Consider the following 19,227-nt stretch of genomic DNA (forward strand, 5'->3'; position numbering starts at 1 on the left):
GAGCTTTTTGTGGTTTACAACATGGCGCTGCCAATAAAAGAAATCTGCACGCTTAATGTTATTATTTCGCAAAAAGCCTTATTCGTTAATTCGCTTCTAGCTTGTTCAGCAAAAACAGGTATCCATAACTTCAATCTAATATCCATGACTTTTTTATCCATAACAAAACGCCCTCCCAATCAGTAGTTTTTTATACTACTAATTTGAAAGGGCGCGTTCGAGAGCTTTATATTTGCCGCTTACACTCCTGTTTAATAAATGGTTTCTATATTTTGTGAACACTTTTTCAAATAATTTTGCACTCCCCAGAATATCAATCAGATGAAAAAATCCGTTGATATTACTGGAAAACGCATTATTTTGATTAACATTGCTCTATTGTAGCATATTTACAAGTATTCGCGTTCACGAAACCAACTATTTTAGTGAACACATGTATATACATATGTAGATAATTATTTTTTAGATTAAAGATATCAATCTGCATTATTTAAGTCTTCAATGTTTAGAGTGTTATTTACATTTTTTATATCTTTTTTTAATTGTTCTTTTAAATAAGTTGAAGCAATAAAAAAGGAAATAGATATCACTGCTTCTGTATTTATGATTGCATTGATGATATTATTTTTCAAATCCGAATATTCTCCGTTGAAACAAATAATGCACATCATTGTAAAGTAGCTAATAAATAGCATCGCTGTTGCTAACCGATTAAGAGCCTTATTACATGCAATGGGGTCATCAAGATTTGTTAAATATAGTTTTCTATAATCCAAATCTTTTTTGTCGTTTAATATGCACTGTGCTTCATATATGCTTCTACAATCTTCAACTGAATAAATGATAGCAGTTGAATTTAATATTGATGTTACAGTCAGTATGAGTACAATAACCATATTATTATTTAGAAAACTAGGCAATATATTGAATGTAAGAAAAATTTCTGCCAAAAAATACATTATAAGAGCTGCGGATAGAATAAAAACTTCTACCTTTTTTTGACCAGCTCTTGTGCGAAGATACAGCATTAGAGCCAATCCGAGCCGTTTTATACCGAGTGCCATTAATATAATTGAAAAGAAAGAAAAGATTAGTTTTATATCAGCATAACTGTTATACGCACATATTAAAAACATTAAAAAAGAAAATGCTAAATATGTGACAGCAAATATTATATTTTTATTTATATGTTTTTTTAGGATATCATTAGGCATAGCTGGTCTCCTTTTTATATTTTATTTATCTCTGCTTTAATAATATTTATTGTCTTAAAAATGTATAGGTTGTGGTTTTGATATACTGTTGATACTATATTATATAGAAGCAGGTGTTGTGCTATGACCTCTCACTTTTTGTGACGTTGTATTTCCAACAGCTGCTTTTTTGTGGAATCATATATATTATCAATCAATTCCTTAGACTTTTAAAGAATAGCGGAGTTTTTTGCAAGCTTTCTATCTTTGATATAAACTCTTCTTTTGTTTTGTATACAGTGCTCTATTTTAGTCGCTTCAATAATTTCAAAAAAATATTATTAAGAGTAGAATTTGATGTAGATGTCTTGTCATTTAGTTGATTATTTTTTAATTCAAAGACATACTTAGCAAAACATATTTGATTATCAATTTCTATATTTGATATATCGTCGATAATAACATTATCTCCCTCTTCACATTGAATACGAGAAACAATCTCTTTTTGAATAATTGAGAGCAGTTTTTCATCTGTACTTGTTAGAATATTAATTAAATCGGGATCATTTTCTATGTCATGGTAACGAAATCCTATTGCTACTCTATTTCCTGAATATAAATTCTTCTGAACATTTTCAAATAAGTAATAATTATCAATTTTGTATGGCTTCACAAACGCTATTGGTTTAAAAGATTTAAGATAAAAGCCACAATATTCGGCATTCCCATCATAATAAGCTATATTATCTTTATAATAATCTTTTAAATCTAAAATTACTCTATTCATTATGGTGTCTACGGATCTCACATCATTTACTTTAGGCTTTGGGGTAAGAACGACTAGATAACCTTCTTCTAGCATAAATTTAGCTGTTTGATATGTAACATCAAACCCGGATAAGAAGCCATATATTTGTTCTTCAAAGTTATAACAATGATGTTTATCATCCTCAACAATTGAAACTGTATGTGGAATACGTGTTATACCTTCCAAAACAGGATAAGGATTTATTTTAATACTCATATTTATACCTCTCAATACATGATAGATTAGTTATAGATTGATTCTATTAGTACAATTATTCTATTTATTAAAAATTGCTACCATTCCAGCCCCAGTCATTCACAGGACGATAAGTTAAATATACGGCATTCCCTGGAATATCATGTTTTTTCTTAATCAAATTACAGATTTGACCTTTGGGCTTATCATATGATTCTGTTGATGCATTACTATATAGACTTACAGAAACACTATTTCTCATTATCGTGGGACGCATGTAATTTTTGCCATATACTTTCCATTATTTTATATAATTCCTCATTTTCTCCTTCAAAACTCACTTTATTTATCACTTCTTTATTCTCGTCGTATAACGGATAGTAAGCTGCTTTGGGAACGAAAAAATCTTCACCATCACTTATTTCTTCATTCTTTCCACCTTTACAATTATAGTTTTCTCTATATCTATAATAGCATCCCTCACTACCCAACGGCTTATCATAGTGATTCTTTATCGACGGTCCTGAGTGACCATCATAGCAACATACTAATTGACAAACCTCTTTCTTATCTAAAGTAGCTACATTATAATCATCTTCTTTAGAATTAGAATGAATATTACCAGTTTTACCATCAATATGCGGGAATGGAGCATACTTTGCTACTCCGTCACCGTTCTTAATAACTCTGTTTTTAACTTTATCTCTAATATTCTCTGTTACTTTCTGTGGAATTAATATGAGGTGTGTATAATTAAAAGGATAATTTTTCTCAGATTCTATGCTGTAGACACACCATCTATGATTAACCAGATTGATAGCACCATGTCTTCTCCCTTCTAATACTAGCTTACATTTTCCAAAATCAGGTACATCAAGTTCATATACATTTGATAACTCATTAAAATTTATGTCAAGGTCTCCTATATTATTCATTTAGCTTCTTTACTTTCAAGTTCCTTTTTTTATACCCTTATTTTCTTTTAAACTATCAATCCAGTCTGGCCCCATTCTCATAAGTGTAGACAAATATCCTTCTGATTTATACTTCCTTTCTTCAAGCCTTCTCATTACCTGATTTAAAGCGCTGCGAAATAATATCTCGTTCCATTTCAGAAAAGACACCCCACATCATAAGCATATCTTTAGTCATTGGATCAATTTCATCTGCAGAGCAATCTACAACAAAGCTGCCTATTACAAGCTTGATTTTTTTATATTGTACAATCTGCATGATTTCACATAAATGTTTCGTAGAACGAGTTAGACGTGAAACCTCTGTAGCGATAATTGTATCTCCTGGCTCAATAACATTTAAAAGTTTCTGAAACTCTTTTCTATCAGTTTTAGTGCCTGATTCATACTCCCAGTATATGAACTCATCATGTAACACGCCCAACGCTTTAAGCTCTCGCTTTTGTCGGTCAATATCTTGCCTAGATTCATTCGTGCGTTGAACGATAGTCACATTTGTGATCCCTTTATTTGTCAAAGGCGCACCTTATATTCCTCTCCACGTCTTCCATTTTTCTTTTTTGTCAGGACAATGAGACCTATAAGTAAAAAAAAAAGTCCCAAAATGATGTACAGCCCAGGGAAAATAAGCTGCGCAAGAGCTATGCCCCCAACATCAGTAGAAAACTGGGCCCTGTAATTTATAAACTTTAGCTCCACCCACGCATAAAAGACAGTCACTGCAACCGTGGCAAAGAGAGTAGATCCATCTCTTACGCAAAAGGACCATCATAATAATGCAAAAAGCAGGAATCAGTACATATCCCCACCCTTCAATCCGTATGATAATATCTGTAAATACATCTGTCATAAACATCCCCCCATCCAAAAAACTCTGCATCATCTAAAGATCACAAAGCACAGTATTCAAATCAGACGTGTAATTGTTCAAAACTCTTATGTATCCTAATCGTATATACGATAGTAATAACAAGGCTTATAAACCATATAACAAAAAATATAAATTCAAATGCTATAAAACTGAGTAGTACATCTACAAATGCATTAAAACCATAAATCTTTTCATCACTATTGAATCCATGATATGTTCCATTAAAAAATGCAATTATGCAATGCTTCATTACATAGGCCGCTGGGACAATTGTGATAACCCACAGTAAACCTTGAATTATACGCTGTATTCTGTTTTTCATAATCACTACCTCTTTATAATTTATTATAAAAATGATTATATTAATCCCAAATGACAAAAGGCTTTGTATAATCCATCATTTTCAACTGAATCTGTGACATAATCTGCAGCTTCCTTTGCCGCAACACGGCCATTGCCCATACAGACACTGTAGCTACAGCATTCAAACATTGGTAAATCTATTTCAGCATCACCGAATGCAATTGTATCTACTTTGCTAGCTCCAAGGTGATTTAGGAGCACTTCTATGGCATGGGCCTTGGTAATATCTTTTACACCGAAATCACCGAAAAGAACTGCTTCTCCAGCTCCTCCCCATGTGCTATTTTGCAAGTCTGGAAACTCATCCTGCGCATCTAGATAATCCTGGTAAGAACCAAGCACATAGCTGACTTTATTGAGATCATCCCTATAAAGATCACCGTCAAAAATCATTTCAGGGAACACATCTCTAACTGTCAATCCGTAAGCATTTTCTTTGCCTTTGCCTGCCGAATATTTTCTGATTGCATCAAGGGCTCCCGTTTCGAAGTTTTCACTTGCAAACAACCCGTTGTTACTTTCAAGATAAAACTCCAGCCCTCTTTCATGAAGCCAATCAACAATGTGTCTACACTGCTCTAAAGTAATCAGCTGATGCATAATTACATTGCCATCAGACTCTACGAAGCTGCCATTTCCACCAATCATTCCATCAAGGCCAATTTCTAGGATATTCGAATACACCTCAGCCTTACTGCGACCAGTAGTAATAAATACCTTATGTCCATTTGCCCTTGCTTTTCTAATTGCATCCACTGCAGATGTTGGTAGATTATTTTCATAATCTACCAATGTGCCATCTACATCTATAAATAGAATTTTTCCCATGCTTCAAATCCCTAAAAAATATAATGTCTCTCCGTTGCTAGCGATATTTCATAGTTTTTCCTCGCCCCATAAACTTCGATTTATCAATGTCTTTATTTTAGTTGATTTAACAGCCTAAAGAAAGCTTTAATTACCATATTTTCAATATTTGTTCATTATTATATTTGAATATTTACGAAATAAACAATGATGGAGCATTTTCCACTAGTTTCTGCATCTCTTCCTGAGTATTCTTTGTTGGATCAAAGCTCTTCATTGTGCCTGATGCAGCATCATAATATAGCGCAGTAACCTGAGGGCTCATATTTCTGGCCGCTTCTACACGTTCCTTTGCAGCCTGCGATGAGGCCTTTGCAGCAGCAACAAACTTATCAAGCCAGTCTCTTACTTGTTCCCCAGTATCTGCCGGTGATGTTATGATTTCTGAGAGTTCATCAAATGGCGTTTCAAATATGATTTCATCAGATACTATCAAATCTATTCCTGCCTTTTCAAACTGCTTCCTAAGTGCATTTACATATTTGTCAGTCGAAAAATCCTGTGTCAGATCAATGATAAATTTTCCACTCTGACATGTCATATTTAGCACAAGACCGCTTGAACAGTTTGAGTACAGGTGTACCTCATCCACAAGTTCACCCGGCATATCAAACTGACCTATGTAACTTATAAGATAAGTGTCCAGCGCAAGATTTTCCATGAATCCAAGGAGTTTCTGTCTTCCTGCAAATGAATGAAAATGTCCTATAACACTCAGAAGCATATTGATATTATTAAATTCTTTTGCACAGTAATCATGCTCTTTCTGGGCATTGAGAAGCCTTTTATATTTCGCAGCTAATTCACTGTCTGAAAGGTTCTCCTCTTCTCTTCCGTAAGGCAGAGTCATACTCTTAACACAGTTTTTGAAGGTGTCATCACAACCTAATATATGTCTTGCGTCCATAGGGAAATTACTTACTATAGTCTTATCACAGTCTAAAGAACTCTCTTTTATCCCTTTGCTCATCAGTATGCTCAGATATGTGATTGGAGATGCGCCTATGCTCTTGCAGGCATCCATAAACTGTTTCTGTGAAAAACTGATCTCATAACGCCTATGATCATCTTTATTCTTTGTTTCAGGAAGCTTATATCCCTTGTCGGACAGGCCTTCAATCTTCATGCTTTTTCCATTTAGCTCATACTTCTTTTCACACGGATCAGCAAGTTCGGCTACCGATAGTTCAGATGCAAGCAAGTGGTGTTCTTCTCTTATCTGCTCATATTCACCCATGTCAGCATTTTTATAATCACTGTAGAATCTGAGCAATGTCTCGAGAAATGTCTTTGCACCTCTTCCATCTGTAAGTCCGTGATGAAAAGAGAGTTTAAGGCTCTTTTCCCAATATGTAACTCCCATGAGATGATAATTGTTACTATGTCCGCCCAGTGGGATAAATCCATCTTTGTGATGTGCCTCAAGCTTCATTTCATTCCTTACCGCATAGAAATCTCCATCCTTTTCTATGAATTTGACGCTAAAGTAAGGGTATCTGATGACAGTGTCTGCTATCGCCAATTCCAGAAGTTCACCATTTATGTCTTCCCTCATCCTGACATCATAAACCTCACTTGGAAGGCCATTGGATCTGTATAAATAAGGCATTCCAGACAAAGCCTTGTCACCATTCTTAAGTATTGTTTCTACATTCTTATTTGTTTTGCTCATTTATCTTTTCCTCTCTTATTTTCAATTTGTTTTCTTGCTCTCTGTTTTGAGCTTGAAGTCATTATAGAAAAATGATCCTGCAAAAAGAACAACATTTTTTGCAAAATATGATGATTTCAGGAGCACAGGTCCCGACAGGTTTTGTAAAAAGTGTTGATTTGTAAGTCAGATATTTCTAGTTTCAGACATAAAAAAAGCTGCCTCATCGGCAGCCTTTAAAGGGAGAATGATATATGAAAAAGTTTTATTATCGCTCTTGCGATGGTTAATATCTAACGAAATCTTTATATCTAAAATATTTTATTAGCAACGAAATATCTATTGTCCATAGAGATAAAATAAAAATAATAATATCCAAAATGAGAAATAATATGCCTTTGCTATCATTCAAGTATTTATAATACCCAAGAGTTAGAAAAACCATAATTGGTATAAAAGGAATCAAAAATAAAAGATTTAAAGGGTTCCAGAATATTTCAGCTGGATTGTAATCACTATATACTACTATTGTTTTTCCAAATTTATTACATATATATTTTTCAGATCCTTTGTATTTTTTCTTTCTAGGACCTTTTTTTTGAGGCATTTTTTTCCAGTTAGCCCCTTCTTTAGCCATTGAGATTATTTTGTCTGCTTGATTTAATCCTTGAATTGACACTTTTTTCTCCTTGTTGAACGATAGTCATATCAGATAGTTATACTCTTTCCTCTTTATTAACTAAAGAAAACGCACAAATCAAGTACATAAGTAACCATCCGAATGATTCAAATCCTGAATCGGCTCCTTCAGAAATGTAATTCATAAGCTGACCCAAAAGTGCAGTAATTACAGGGCAACAAAGGATTCCAATTATTTTAACTGGAATCATCTTTTTTAGAATCATTCCAATCCAGGCTATAGTTACGAATACATCACATACTATAAAACCTACAGCTAATGGTACTGCAATACTTTTCAATACTCTGAAAACCATATTTACAGAGGTTTGAACATCTCCAGTTACTTCCATTCCAGCGTTGAATACAACGGGAAGCATACATATTCCTATATGAATAAATGCGAAGTAGAGAATACCGCCCCAATTTGCTATTTTGAAGAGTTTAAATAGTTTTGAATTTCCTAGTTTGTATTTTTTATCTAATACGCTGATTACTTCCACAGCACCTACGGCAAATAGTGCAGCACACATAAAGCCTAATATAGAAGATGTTGCATATCTCCAATCAGGTACTACATTCCAAGTGATTCCCATATATGCTTCAGGTGAGCTGGAGGTACTAAATGTTTTGTAACCCAGCAGATAATCACCTATCATAGCTAAAATCATCGAATATACGCCAAACATAATCTTCTGGCGTGATGTAAGGTTATTCATACTAATATCCCCCAGATAGTTTTAGAACATTGTTGTTGTCATTGGTATTTCCTCAATTTCTTTAATGTCTATGTTTGCGTAAATAATATTGTTGCCAAATTAAAGCTCCAACAATAAATATAATCGAAAGAATCTGAATAAGCGTCATAGTAAACACCTCCTCTTCTATCTCTATATTTATTATATCGTCAAAAGTTAGTTATGTCTAACCTTATTTAATAAAATGTCATTTTTTCAAGGATATCTCGCTAACATCTTGGTGAGGATTAACCTTTGCAAGGCCTATACGTACTATTTGAGCGTTTAGCACCTTAAAATCATTCATACACATTATGGCATTAGACATTTGATTTTTATTTAAGGTTTTGGCCAATGTAATATGTGGAAGCCATGATAAAGGCTTGTAATAATTGCTGATAGTGGTTTCCGGAATATCAGCAAAAGCTTCGCATATATCCTGCTGAAGATGAAACAAGTACTGATTTAAATATGGCGCAGCATATATCACCTTCGGCATAAACTGGCCTACAGATATTATTGATATATCACCGCCATGTAATTTGTTATTAAGATTTTCAAAAGTAGGCACCAGTACATCTATGCTTCTAGCTTCTATTGCGGTTAGCGTCATATGGGGAGGCACGTTATTATCTAGCATAAAACTATTGCCTGATGCCTCTGCTATTTTGCAAATATATTCCTGAAGCTGTTCAGTTGTATTTTTATCAAAATATGCTGATATTAAATACATTTACACCTCTTCTATAGATTGTCTTATTTATAACTTTCAATTGCTTTATAGATATCCTTAGTGTACAGCTTAGTGCCATAGAAATCTTTTCTAGAGCATCCTGCTCTTCCGCCACCTGCGCATGCGCAAGCACAGGCACAAGCACAGCCGCCTCCTCCTGAGCTGGAACGGTGAGTGTTTGTTACAATTCTGTGATAATTTGCACCAAGTCCTCTTTGAGAAGAATAACCGTCCTGTCGGAATACTTTAGAGTTCCTAATTAACATTATGGCAATTATAAGTCCTACTATTGGAATTACTATAATTAAAACTGTAAGTAGTCTTTTTTGGCTCAGAGTATAATAGTATTCACTTTCAGATATGTTTCCCTCTAAATAGTCGTATTGATTCTCGTCGTAAACTAGTTTTACCGTTTCTCTAAGATTATAACCACCATCATTATTGGTCCACACATAGTATCCATCTATAAGCTCTGGATTTCCCTCTACAGATTCTACATTAGTTGCATTCCATTTTACGGTAATTACATCAACTGGCGTATCTTCGAACCAACCAGGAGTAAACTCGTAGTATGCTCCGTCTTCCTTAAGTTCAAATAGATTAGCCTGATGTAATGAAAACGCCAAGTACAATGTTTCACCGGCCTTGTAGGATCTGTCTAAGTCTAGACGTACATAATCTCCGCCATTGCCGTAGTATTTGATTTTTGAGATATTATCAGTAAGTGCTACAAATTCATCAGCATATTTATTTGGTATACCAACCTTAATCCAAGTGAGCGGACCATCTGTTGTACTATCTAATACTTCCCATTCAATTCTGTACATCAAATCGCAGGAACCATCTTCTCGTACATCAACTGTTATTTCATAATTGTGAATATGGTCTAAAGGAGACTTCGCTTCAACCTTGGTAAAAGGTAAAATAATAAATAAAAATAATATAGCAAGCCTGATTAATATTCTTTTATTCATGGTCCACCTCCATTGAATTCATAATGCGAAGAGGACAAATTCCTTCGGCTTTAGCCGAATTAGCTCGAATATTACGGCATTTACGGCTATTCCAAATCTCCTTCCATTTGTTTGTAAGCATATTTCCTAATGAATCAGAGGATAGCCAACTTTGGCAAGGTATCACTTGTCCATCTGGGGTGATTGCCATGTTGCTAAGGCATGCGCCACAGCTTGGAACTATCATTTTAAGTTCTACGAGTTTATCTTCTTCAATCCATCCAGGAGATGTGAAATCTATTTCCATATCATGGCTATCTGCATAATTTTTAGCATTTTTCAATATTTCATAAAGCTCTTTGCTTGATAGCTGAGATTGCCTTGAATCCTGGGAAGTTGCATTTCCTGTCACTATTAATCCGGAACAGGTAACATATCGAACTCCTAGATTATGAAGAAATTCCAGCATATCCACATAGTCTTTATTCAAAGAACAAAGTGGTGTATTTACACTAAGATTCAATCCGGCTGCCAAGGCATTTTTAATACCTTGCACAGTATCTTTGAAATGCTTGGCACCTACCAAATTATTATGGATTTCTTCTACATGGGAATACAATGTGACCTGTACGCTATCAAGTTCTGCATCTACCAGTTTTTTGACTAGTTCATCGGTAAGTAAGATTCCATTAGTATTTAATCTTGTAACAAACCATCTTGCATAAGAAATCAGCTCAGGCAAATCATCTCTAAGGGTAGGCTCACCGCCTGTGAAAGTCAGCTGAGGTATTCTAGCATTTCGGCATCGATCTATTATTGCTTTCCATTCATTTGTAGATAGCTCTTTAGATTCAGCATATTTTTGGCCAGCAGCATAGCAATGAAGACAATGCTGATTACATGCCCAGTGCCCTTCTTTTGCCATAGCAGAAACCATTAAATCCATTCTATGTGGTGCAGTCATATTAGGAGCATACTCTGCTAAACTCATAGTCCCTATATCGATTGCGGGTATCTGATTTCTTGCGATAGCATCAAATGTTTCGATGATTGTCTTTAAATCATCTCTTAAGATTTTGTCATCAACTGTAGGGTATACTTCTCTTACTCTATGAAAAGCGTCTAATAAAATATCATCGAGAACATCCGAATCCATTGGACTATCACCGTATTCATTTACACCATTTATGAATTCGGTTAAAAGTATCGCCCAAGATTCATTTATCGGAAGTACATCTTGCCCATTTAAAATGACAACAGATGGAACAAATTTGAAAGGTTTGAATTTTGGTGGTATTAAATGAATTCTGATTACACCGGGTCCATTAGGATTCCATGTGGTATGTACAACACCCTTCCACTTTTGAAGTTCATATATTTTTTCACGTATCATTATTTTTCCCTTTGTTTTACATCCAAATTAAAAGCCATTGGAGTGCATAATTTAGTGCTAGTAACAGTAGTAGGTAAATAAAGCCCCAGTAAGGCCTTAGTACGCCTATGCCATCATCTTTTATGAAGCCGACATCATCTGGTAGTGCTTCTCTTATGTTATTTTCATTTAGGTAATTGTAATATGCGCCCTTCAATAAGAAATAAAATATAAAGAATTCTACTAGTCCACACACCAGACATGTAAGAAAAATTCCGGTTTCTCCGCCAACATCTCTGAAAAACCAAAATGCTACCGTGTTACAAGCTAAAACTAAAAATTGATTCCTTCGACTGTATCTGTAAAAACAACGTTTGTCGAGAAAATCTATGTTTTCCTTTGTAAATTTAGGGAGCTGTTGATCCAACATAGGCTGACATTCTACTAAATGCTCCCTGAAGATATTATATCTTCTTTGGGAATCTGTTCTTTCCTTTGATATACCAACATTATAGAAAAATACTAGTTTTTCAAAGCCAAGCCTAAATTCAAAGCCTCTTGGACCAACTTTATAGTGACCAGCAAGTGCCGAATCAGCCCATTCAAGATAGCTGTGCTTATTTTCTATTCCAAAAAACCAAGGGTAATTTATACCATCGCCATCCATAGAAGGAATATGTTTTTCTCTGTATGCTCTAACCTTCTTTCTTGCAAAGATTAAATATAATCCAAAGAGAAACAGCAAATACATAATCACTGCTGCCCATGGTTTCAAATGAATTGAATCATCACCAAAATCACATATGAAAATCATACCTGTTATAAATAAGATAACGCCTCCTATGAATGAATAATCTGAACTCATAAGAGCCTCGCCTGTTTCATATAAAGGAATCTCTTTAAGATGTTTTGGGATTTTTTTATTAATAATTTTTTGGTTTTCTGTGTTTTCTTTGATTTTTCTCTTTTTCATTGTAATTTCTCGTCTTCTAACGTCATTAATTGTCTTTATTTTAGTTGTTTTTAGGCATAATTTAAAGCGTAAATTACCATATTTTTGAGAGATGTATATAAAAAACACTTATGATTGAAAATTTCTAATCAACCATAAGTGTTTTGATTTGTACTATATGCTTACCTTATCGGCTCCTATTTATTCGCATTATATCATACGTGATGCATCATCTTGAAATGAGAAACTGTATCATGTTCTTTTAATGTAGCTCTTATAAATAATCCAAGGAAAACAGCAGCTGCAATTATTCCTATTGGATAAGCTATTTTTGTTGATAGATGTAAGCACTCTGGCGCACAGAAGAAATATGTGACAGAAACTGCTGACATAAATGTTGCAGGAACTGCTGTGAACCAGTAATTCTTTGCATTTTTATATAGATACATTGATGCGGTCCAAAGAGCTATCATTGCAAGTGTCTGATTTGACCAGCTGAAATATCTCCAGATTACACCGTAGTTTAATTGGCTAATCAGTGCACCGGCTGCAAGAAGTGGAACGCAAATATACAGACGGCTAAGGTATGGCTTCTGGTCAATCTTGAACCAGTCAGCGATTACAAGTCGTGCAGATCTGAAAGCTGTATCACCAGATGTAATAGGACATGCTATAACACCTAGCATTGCTAATACGATACCGAAACCACCCATTGTTTTTGTACAAATATCGTATACACAAGTAGCCTGACCATTTGCAAGCATTGCTGTTAAGCCTGTTGTAAGGCCTCCTGTCGTTGCATAAATTGCACTACCTGCTGCTGCCCAGATAAGAGCGATGATACCTTCACTAACCATAGCACCGTAGAATACCATATGGCTTTCTTTTTCTGAAGAACAGCAACGAGCCATTAGTGGTGATTGAGTTGCATGGAAACCTGAAATAGCACCACAAGCAACTGATACAAACATCATTGGCCATATTGGTGTGTTATCTGGATGTAAGTTGGCCAACTGAATCTCTGGAATGGTATAACCGTGTGTAAAAATACCTATGGCTACACCAAAAGCCATAACGATAAGGCATATACCAAATACTGGATAAAACTTTCCGATGATTTTATCGATTGGAATAAATGTGGCAATGAAATAATAAATTAAGATGATTGCCAACCAAAAATACGTGTTAGTCAGAAGACCTGTACCACCCTGATTTCCAATTAATAAAGAAATCAAACCAGCAGGACCAACTGCAAACACTGTACCTACCATTACAAGAAGTACGACGCTGAATATGCGCATAACAGTCTTCATTACATTTCCAAGGTATAAACCTGTAAGCTCTGATACGCTGGCTCCATCATGACGCATGCTCATAAATCCTACAGAAAAATCATGAACTCCACCAGCTAAAATGGTACCTAGTGTGATCCAAAGAAATACTGAAGTTCCCCACTGCGCTCCTGCCAATGCACCATAAATTGGACCAAGTCCTGCAATATTTAGAAGCTGGATTAAAAATAGCTTCCATTTTGGCATTACAACGAAATCGACGCCGTCATTGATTCTCACGGCTGGCGTTTGTCTATCATCTGGTCCGTAGAGTTTTTCTATCACTCTTCCGTAGACAAAGTACCCTCCTATAAGTACTGCCAGACAAATAATAAAACTAATCATATACATTCACCCCCGTTACATTTATTTTGTCCTATAAGGACATCTCTTAACTTGGAGTATAGTATCTAATTTTACCTACAACAACGGGTTTGGACTGAAATGCTAAAAACAGGTACTGATTTACATGCTATAATAGTCCTTTATTTCATGGATTATTTTTCTGCTGATTGGAATAATAGTATGATTATCATCTTTCATACAAAGTGCATATCCGTTATTGGCATCTGGTTGTAAGGAATCACCTTTTGTAAGATTTGCAATATAGCTTCTATGAATTCTTACAAATGAGTTGTCGTCAGATTCTAGTTTCTTCTCCCATTCAATTAGTGGCTCATTGCTATAATAAGCCTGGTTTTTACAATATATTTTTGCTCCTTTATGAATGGCCTCGATGTAATAGATATTATCAGCTTCTACAAGCTCTGTGTGATCTCCTGCCTGCAATCCAAAAGGGCCAATCTTTTGCTTGGCTTTTGTCTTTTCAAGTAAATCGTTGTTTATTGTTTCAAGTCTTTCATTATCTGCTTGAAGCATTTGTCTCATATATACATCTTTAAAAATTGAAAAGAATAAAAGCATACCTATGGAATTAATTATTACCATTGGTATTGTTAACGTCTTTACGATTTCTATTGCTATGGAAAATGGTTTCACGAATATTAAAAGATTTATCATATGAAACCCTTCCGCAGCAGCTGTAATTACAAGTAGCGTGGTCCATTTTAATGTATAATTCTTCTTTTTAAGAACCTGATATATGACAGCTGACAGTATTCCCTCTAAAAATGTAGAAAATGCGCAAGCCAATGTAGTTAATCCATGTGGATCAAATAGAAATCGATGAATAGCACCTATAGTTCCTGCTGTGATTCCTACTATTGGTCCACAAAGTAGCCCGCCAGCTAAAACCCCCAATACTCTTGTATTGGGGATGGCACCTTGGACGACACCTCCAGTGCAGGTTGAAAATATGCAAAATCCACCAAAAATTCCGCCAAGCACAAACCGTCCTAGCTTGGCGTGACCGCTATCTTGGCATAAAATATGGTCAATATATGGAATTTTTGTCAAAGCTAGAGCAATTAACGCCAGTAGCCCTATATTTATTACCATGTCATAACATAATTCCATAAGTCGTCTCCTTTTACATATTTTATTTTACGTCCCAGCGCCACAAGTTGCAATAGGTGTGAAAAAAGGACCTATTCTATGAATAGGTCCTAAAGTATTATCTTGGTGGTTGAGGGTGTGCAGCTCTTTGGCCTTCTATTGCAAATGTCATATCATTTTGTGCATTTATTTCTTCTGAAGGATTTTCAAAAGGAATATCTCCTTTGATTTTATGCTCAGGTATCTTGCCTTGAACCTGTAGTTTATAATCAATCTTTCTTACAATCCATCCAATAAACACTACTGCAATAAATAAGACAAGTAAACCAATTAAATAGTATAGAGCTACATTCATAACTTACCCTCCTTGCAATTAAATCATAAACCCTTTACAAACTCCTTTACAGCTTCAACAGCTTGATCAAGATGGTGATCATAGCAATGAGTATCACCAGGTATAAGCTTCAATGTGCAGTTAGCGAATTTCTTCGATGCTTCAATTCCGTATTCTACAGGTACAGCTTCATCTGCATCGCCATGAACAATTAGAACTGGGCCAGAATATTTCTTTATGGCTGCATCTAAATCAATGGATTGAGCAACTCTTATATAATTGCCACTGAGCTCTCTTCCATCCCATGACTGAAGCATATCTGGAATGTTATCAGGATCGAAAGGCTGCCCCAACAAATCCCCTTGTTTTGCTCCTTCTATTATAACATAAGCTGGAGAAAGTGGAATTAAAGCCTTAATTGTATCCCTTTCCATTGCTGCAGCAAGTGTAACTGCAAGACCTCCCTGTGAGTGGCCGCACATATACATTTCTGTAACAAAATCAAGAGTTTTAGCGTAATCTACAACTGTAAGAATGTTGTTAAGCCATTTATAGAGATTGTGATTCTTGAATTCACCGTCGCTGTTGCCGTGACCATATAAATCTACTCTTAAAGTGGCAACTCCAACTTCATTTAATCCTTTTGATACTGCAAGGATGTGGTCCTCCTCGATGTGTCCTGTGAATCCATGAAATACTAAACATAGTGGACATTTAGTAGCCCCATTTGTAGGCATATCAAGCTTTGCATTTAGCTTAATGCCGTCATCAGTAATAAACATTATTGTCCCCCTTTATATTTTAACTAAAAAACTCCGAAACCATTTTAAATGATTACGGAGCATTTTTACAGCATTTTATGAAAGTATTTGAGATATTGCTTCCTGGTATTCTTCCTCTTCCTTTTTAACAATATCTTGATAGCTAAGCGCTTTTTCGTGACTGAGGATTTCTGAACTAATCCATTTCAGATGAGCTGCTGCTTTATCAGTCTTTAATACTATTTGATAGTAACATCCGCCCTGAATAAGTAGCTCAAGAGCTTCTTTTTTGGAAAGAAAGCCACTAGTTATAATGCCAAAGGTATTGTACAAAGTATCGTTTGCGATGGGACCTTTTATAACGTCGTATTCAGATAAATAGTCATCTTTGGCGGCACGGTTGTTGAAAATATAATCTGCCCACTCTGAGCTACGACTGAATTCCTTAATATGTAGTCCATCTAATTCCAGTTCGTATTTATTAATTATGATGCCATATCCTGCCTTTTCACGGGCCCAACGTCCTGCAAAGTCTGAATCATCAGATGTATAGAAACCCTGACCAAAATCGGCGTTTTTGCGACCGTGATGAATGTCCGGATTTTTGATTTCTTCGTAGGATGTATGGAAAAGATGTAACTTCATATCATATACCTGTATTTCAAATGCAGATTAATACTCAGGATCCTTTTCTGGATTATTTACATATACTCCAAATTCTTCCATGGTAGAAATAATTGTATTTCTAACGATATCTGCAACCTCATAGGTCTTCATATCTTTGTAGGTTTCGTAATAAATAGGCTCACCAAATATTACTTTTGTTGTAACTGGACCAGGCTTAAAGCTATTAAAAGCAAGGTAAGAATCAATAAGTGTAACAGGAATGATAGGCACCTGAGCCTTCATTGCACATTTGAAACTGCCTGGCTTGAAACGCTGGACAATATTACCATTGCTGGCGTATCCACCTTCGGAGAAGAGAATGAAGCGCTTTCCTTCCTTTACTTCCTCTTCTATTTGAGCCATGATACGAACGTTTTGACGTACGTCATCCAATGCTAGGCGCTTGGCTCCAAGCAAATCAACCATCTCACGAACAAGGAAACCGTATGATTTGGCCTTATCCATAACGAAGGTGCATGGATTGTGATGCGCATACATAATTCCAAGAGCATCGTATTTGCCCTGATGGTTTGGATACATCACATATCCGCCCTCTTCAGGAAGGTTTTCTGTGCCATATACCTCTGTGGTAATTCTGGCTGATTTCTTAAGATAACGTATAAGTCGGAGTGCATATGCGTATCTTGTTTTCTCTGGGTATTTTTCTTTATGTTTTATCATTTTACGCATAGTAGGAACTATTTCAGGTCCACGCTTTGCGTTAAATAGAATTGCTATAAAAAAACGAATCATAATAACTCCCTATCCATATTCTCTATATATGATAGTACCATAAATGGGGGAGCCCTGTGAATACTTACTACAACATATCGTATGAAGAGTATTCGATAACGAGATAATTCCCAGCTGTAATATCATCGTCCAGAAGATGATTCATGGATTTAATATTACTGATGAAATCCTGTTTGTCAGTATAATCCGGCCCCATGAATTGATCTGCAATTGACCACAAAGTATCACCAGGCTGGATTTCGTAGCTGGTGTAATAAGTGTAAACCTGACGATTTGTTTCAGCTGCTGCTCTATTTGAAAAGAGAATAAAACCAAACAATAAAGAAGCAATGATAGCAGCTAATAACATGATTTTTCTATTTCTAACGATACGTTCTGACTTGTTATATACCTTCATAATATCAAACCCTCCAAAATAAATGTTCGGAACCTTTGTTCTGGTATCAATATAAATCCGAACGTTCGTTTTGTCAATACTTTTTTCGAACAAAATTTCGGAAAATGTGTTTGCAAAAGTATGTTCTTTGTGCTATTGTAAAATTAATAAAAAAGAAAGGAGCCTTTCCTATGGCATACGGAAAAATTTCTGCAAAACAGCGCGAAATCCTTGAAGTTATTAAAAAAGAAATTTTAAATAAAGGTTATCCTCCTACTGTTAGAGAGCTTTGTGATGCATGTAATCTTAAATCCACATCATCTGTTCACTCTCATTTGGAGACTCTTGAAAAGAACGGATATATCAAGCGTGACCCATCAAAGCCACGTGCTATTGAAATCGTTGATGATAATTTTAATATTGTTCGTCGTGAGGTAGTCAATGTTCCTGTAGTTGGAAATGTTGCTGCTGGTCAGCCACTTCTTGCGGTTCAGAACATCGATGAATACTTCCCTATTCCAGCTGAGCACATGCCTAATCAGCAGGCTTTCATGCTTCGTGTCAAGGGTGAGTCAATGATTAATGCTGGTATTCTTGATGGAGACACTATTATTGTTATGCAGCAAGACACTGCTAAAAATGGTGATATGGTAGTTGCTCTCGTAGATGACAGCGCTACTGTTAAGACATTCTATAAAGAGGATGGACACATTCGTTTACAGCCTGAAAATGACACTATGGATCCTATCATTGTTCCAGACTGTCAAATCCTTGGTAAAGTATTCGGTGTTTTCCGTTTCTTCTAATTTTAGCTATGAAAAAAGCCAATCCTTTCGGATTGGCTTTTATTAATTCTATAAGTCTGCAGCATCAATAAGGATGCCATCTTTCCAAATTCTTTCTAAATCGTAGAATAATCTATCTTCCTCAGAGAATAAGTGAACAATTACATCTTCGTAGTCCATAAGTACCCATGTGCTTTGTCTGTTACCCTCGATAGATTTAGCGTGAATTCCGTTTTCGTAAAGAATTCTATCTACTTCGTCCTGCATTGCATTCATCTGACTCTGGTTTGATGCAGAAGCAACGATGAAATAATCAGCCATGATACTTACATTTGAAATATCGATAGCTTTAACATCGATAGCTTTCTTATCGTCAAGTGCTTTGCAAACGAGTTTTGCCATTTCTCTTGAATCCATAT

General features: G+C 35.4%; 22 protein-coding genes. 1 reads left to right on the forward strand and 21 read right to left on the reverse strand.

Features of this window, described 5'->3' with window-relative positions; translation table 11 throughout:
• Positions 1-14 precede the first annotated feature (14 nt).
• The 20 genes from T375_RS13505 to T375_RS02545 form a co-directional block, all read right to left on the reverse strand.
• Positions 15-161 (reverse strand): hypothetical protein, encoded by a 147-nt coding sequence (locus tag T375_RS13505; protein WP_155952401.1) that lies wholly within the window; start codon positions 159-161, stop codon positions 15-17.
• Between the two features lie 315 nt (positions 162-476).
• The gene (locus T375_RS02445) at positions 477-1,214 is read right to left on the reverse strand and encodes a hypothetical protein (protein ID WP_044934431.1); all 738 of its coding nucleotides are present in this window, start codon (positions 1,212-1,214) and stop codon (positions 477-479) included.
• Positions 1,215-1,497: 283 nt separating this feature from the next.
• Positions 1,498-2,217 (reverse strand): hypothetical protein, encoded by a 720-nt coding sequence (locus T375_RS02450; protein ID WP_044934434.1) that lies wholly within the window; start codon positions 2,215-2,217, stop codon positions 1,498-1,500.
• 230 nt (positions 2,218-2,447) lie between these two features.
• Positions 2,448-3,131, reverse strand: coding sequence for a hypothetical protein (locus tag T375_RS02455; RefSeq protein ID WP_044934437.1), 684 nt, complete (start codon positions 3,129-3,131; stop codon positions 2,448-2,450).
• A gap of 121 nt (positions 3,132-3,252) precedes the next feature.
• Positions 3,253-3,687, reverse strand: a complete 435-nt coding sequence (locus T375_RS02460; protein ID WP_242839254.1) for a recombinase family protein — start codon at positions 3,685-3,687, stop codon at positions 3,253-3,255.
• Positions 3,688-4,398: 711 nt separating this feature from the next.
• Positions 4,399-5,232, reverse strand: a complete 834-nt coding sequence (locus T375_RS02475) for a Cof-type HAD-IIB family hydrolase (RefSeq protein ID WP_044934446.1) — start codon at positions 5,230-5,232, stop codon at positions 4,399-4,401.
• 172 nt (positions 5,233-5,404) lie between these two features.
• Positions 5,405-6,943: a hypothetical protein gene (locus tag T375_RS02480; RefSeq protein WP_049960251.1), complete on the reverse strand. Its 1,539-nt coding sequence runs from the start codon at positions 6,941-6,943 to the stop codon at positions 5,405-5,407.
• 265 nt (positions 6,944-7,208) lie between these two features.
• Positions 7,209-7,601, reverse strand: a complete 393-nt coding sequence (locus T375_RS02485; RefSeq protein ID WP_044934449.1) for a hypothetical protein — start codon at positions 7,599-7,601, stop codon at positions 7,209-7,211.
• Positions 7,602-7,638: 37 nt separating this feature from the next.
• Positions 7,639-8,319, reverse strand: a complete 681-nt coding sequence (locus T375_RS02490) for a DUF6796 family protein (RefSeq protein ID WP_044934452.1) — start codon at positions 8,317-8,319, stop codon at positions 7,639-7,641.
• A 226-nt stretch (positions 8,320-8,545) separates the two neighbouring features.
• Entirely contained in the window at positions 8,546-9,070 is a 525-nt protein-coding gene (locus tag T375_RS02495) for a 2'-5' RNA ligase family protein (RefSeq protein ID WP_044934454.1), read from the reverse strand.
• Between the two features lie 23 nt (positions 9,071-9,093).
• Positions 9,094-10,044, reverse strand: coding sequence for a hypothetical protein (locus T375_RS02500; protein WP_044934456.1), 951 nt, complete (start codon positions 10,042-10,044; stop codon positions 9,094-9,096).
• Positions 10,037-11,416, reverse strand: a complete 1,380-nt coding sequence (locus tag T375_RS02505; protein WP_044934458.1) for a radical SAM/SPASM domain-containing protein — start codon at positions 11,414-11,416, stop codon at positions 10,037-10,039. The genes T375_RS02500 and T375_RS02505 overlap by 8 nt, the downstream gene beginning before the upstream one ends.
• A gap of 16 nt (positions 11,417-11,432) precedes the next feature.
• Positions 11,433-12,368, reverse strand: a complete 936-nt coding sequence (locus T375_RS02510; RefSeq protein ID WP_044934461.1) for a hypothetical protein — start codon at positions 12,366-12,368, stop codon at positions 11,433-11,435.
• Positions 12,369-12,562: 194 nt separating this feature from the next.
• Entirely contained in the window at positions 12,563-14,023 is a 1,461-nt protein-coding gene (locus T375_RS02515) for a carbon starvation CstA family protein (RefSeq protein WP_044934464.1), read from the reverse strand.
• A gap of 120 nt (positions 14,024-14,143) precedes the next feature.
• Positions 14,144-15,154 (reverse strand): LytS/YhcK type 5TM receptor domain-containing protein, encoded by a 1,011-nt coding sequence (locus tag T375_RS13070; RefSeq protein ID WP_049960252.1) that lies wholly within the window; start codon positions 15,152-15,154, stop codon positions 14,144-14,146.
• A 97-nt stretch (positions 15,155-15,251) separates the two neighbouring features.
• Positions 15,252-15,488, reverse strand: coding sequence for a hypothetical protein (locus T375_RS02525; protein ID WP_044934467.1), 237 nt, complete (start codon positions 15,486-15,488; stop codon positions 15,252-15,254).
• 23 nt (positions 15,489-15,511) lie between these two features.
• Positions 15,512-16,249: an alpha/beta hydrolase gene (locus T375_RS02530; RefSeq protein WP_044934469.1), complete on the reverse strand. Its 738-nt coding sequence runs from the start codon at positions 16,247-16,249 to the stop codon at positions 15,512-15,514.
• Between the two features lie 75 nt (positions 16,250-16,324).
• On the reverse strand, positions 16,325-16,873 hold the full coding sequence (locus tag T375_RS02535) for a DUF3990 domain-containing protein (RefSeq protein ID WP_044934473.1): 549 nt from the start codon (positions 16,871-16,873) through the stop codon (positions 16,325-16,327).
• A gap of 27 nt (positions 16,874-16,900) precedes the next feature.
• Positions 16,901-17,647, reverse strand: a complete 747-nt coding sequence (locus T375_RS02540; protein WP_044934476.1) for a lysophospholipid acyltransferase family protein — start codon at positions 17,645-17,647, stop codon at positions 16,901-16,903.
• A 67-nt stretch (positions 17,648-17,714) separates the two neighbouring features.
• Positions 17,715-18,044 carry a LysM peptidoglycan-binding domain-containing protein gene (locus T375_RS02545; protein WP_049960253.1) on the reverse strand — a complete coding sequence of 110 codons (330 nt, stop codon included), beginning with the start codon at positions 18,042-18,044 and terminating at the stop codon, positions 17,715-17,717.
• 170 nt (positions 18,045-18,214) lie between these two features.
• Here T375_RS02545 and lexA point away from each other — a divergent pair, with 170 nt between their 5' ends.
• Positions 18,215-18,829 carry a transcriptional repressor LexA gene (gene lexA / locus T375_RS02550; protein ID WP_044934479.1) on the forward strand — a complete coding sequence of 205 codons (615 nt, stop codon included), beginning with the start codon at positions 18,215-18,217 and terminating at the stop codon, positions 18,827-18,829.
• A 48-nt stretch (positions 18,830-18,877) separates the two neighbouring features.
• Here the strand turns inward: lexA and rsfS are convergent, their stop codons facing one another.
• Positions 18,878-19,225: a ribosome silencing factor gene (gene rsfS, locus T375_RS02555; RefSeq protein ID WP_033154117.1), complete on the reverse strand. Its 348-nt coding sequence runs from the start codon at positions 19,223-19,225 to the stop codon at positions 18,878-18,880.
• Positions 19,226-19,227: the final 2 nt, after the last annotated feature.

The organism is Pseudobutyrivibrio sp. LB2011, from assembly GCF_000701765.1.
Taxonomy (GTDB): domain Bacteria; phylum Bacillota; class Clostridia; order Lachnospirales; family Lachnospiraceae; genus Pseudobutyrivibrio; species Pseudobutyrivibrio ruminis.

Bases quoted from the DNA above. Each gene is read 5' to 3' on its own strand.
- T375_RS02510 (WP_044934461.1), bottom strand. From the start codon at position 12,368: ATGAAAAAGAGAAAAATCAAAGAAAACACAGAAAACCAAAAAATTATT.
- T375_RS13070 (WP_049960252.1), bottom strand. From the start codon at position 15,154: ATGGAATTATGTTATGACATGGTAATAAATATAGGGCTACTGGCGTTA.
- T375_RS02530 (WP_044934469.1), bottom strand. From the start codon at position 16,249: ATGTTTATTACTGATGACGGCATTAAGCTAAATGCAAAGCTTGATATG.
- T375_RS02495 (WP_044934454.1), bottom strand. From the start codon at position 9,070: ATGTATTTAATATCAGCATATTTTGATAAAAATACAACTGAACAGCTT.
- T375_RS02500 (WP_044934456.1), bottom strand. From the start codon at position 10,044: ATGAATAAAAGAATATTAATCAGGCTTGCTATATTATTTTTATTTATT.
- T375_RS02450 (WP_044934434.1), bottom strand. From the start codon at position 2,217: ATGAGTATTAAAATAAATCCTTATCCTGTTTTGGAAGGTATAACACGT.
- T375_RS02515 (WP_044934464.1), bottom strand. From the start codon at position 14,023: ATGATTAGTTTTATTATTTGTCTGGCAGTACTTATAGGAGGGTACTTT.
- T375_RS02445 (WP_044934431.1), bottom strand. From the start codon at position 1,214: ATGCCTAATGATATCCTAAAAAAACATATAAATAAAAATATAATATTT.
- lexA (WP_044934479.1), top strand. From the start codon at position 18,215: ATGGCATACGGAAAAATTTCTGCAAAACAGCGCGAAATCCTTGAAGTT.
- T375_RS02475 (WP_044934446.1), bottom strand. From the start codon at position 5,232: ATGGGAAAAATTCTATTTATAGATGTAGATGGCACATTGGTAGATTAT.
- rsfS (WP_033154117.1), bottom strand. From the start codon at position 19,225: ATGGATTCAAGAGAAATGGCAAAACTCGTTTGCAAAGCACTTGACGAT.
- T375_RS02525 (WP_044934467.1), bottom strand. From the start codon at position 15,488: ATGAATGTAGCTCTATACTATTTAATTGGTTTACTTGTCTTATTTATT.
- T375_RS02540 (WP_044934476.1), bottom strand. From the start codon at position 17,647: ATGATTCGTTTTTTTATAGCAATTCTATTTAACGCAAAGCGTGGACCT.
- T375_RS02535 (WP_044934473.1), bottom strand. From the start codon at position 16,873: ATGAAGTTACATCTTTTCCATACATCCTACGAAGAAATCAAAAATCCG.
- T375_RS02545 (WP_049960253.1), bottom strand. From the start codon at position 18,044: ATGAAGGTATATAACAAGTCAGAACGTATCGTTAGAAATAGAAAAATC.
- T375_RS02480 (WP_049960251.1), bottom strand. From the start codon at position 6,943: ATGAGCAAAACAAATAAGAATGTAGAAACAATACTTAAGAATGGTGAC.
- T375_RS02490 (WP_044934452.1), bottom strand. From the start codon at position 8,319: ATGAATAACCTTACATCACGCCAGAAGATTATGTTTGGCGTATATTCG.
- T375_RS02505 (WP_044934458.1), bottom strand. From the start codon at position 11,416: ATGATACGTGAAAAAATATATGAACTTCAAAAGTGGAAGGGTGTTGTA.
- T375_RS13505 (WP_155952401.1), bottom strand. From the start codon at position 161: ATGGATAAAAAAGTCATGGATATTAGATTGAAGTTATGGATACCTGTT.
- T375_RS02455 (WP_044934437.1), bottom strand. From the start codon at position 3,131: ATGAATAATATAGGAGACCTTGACATAAATTTTAATGAGTTATCAAAT.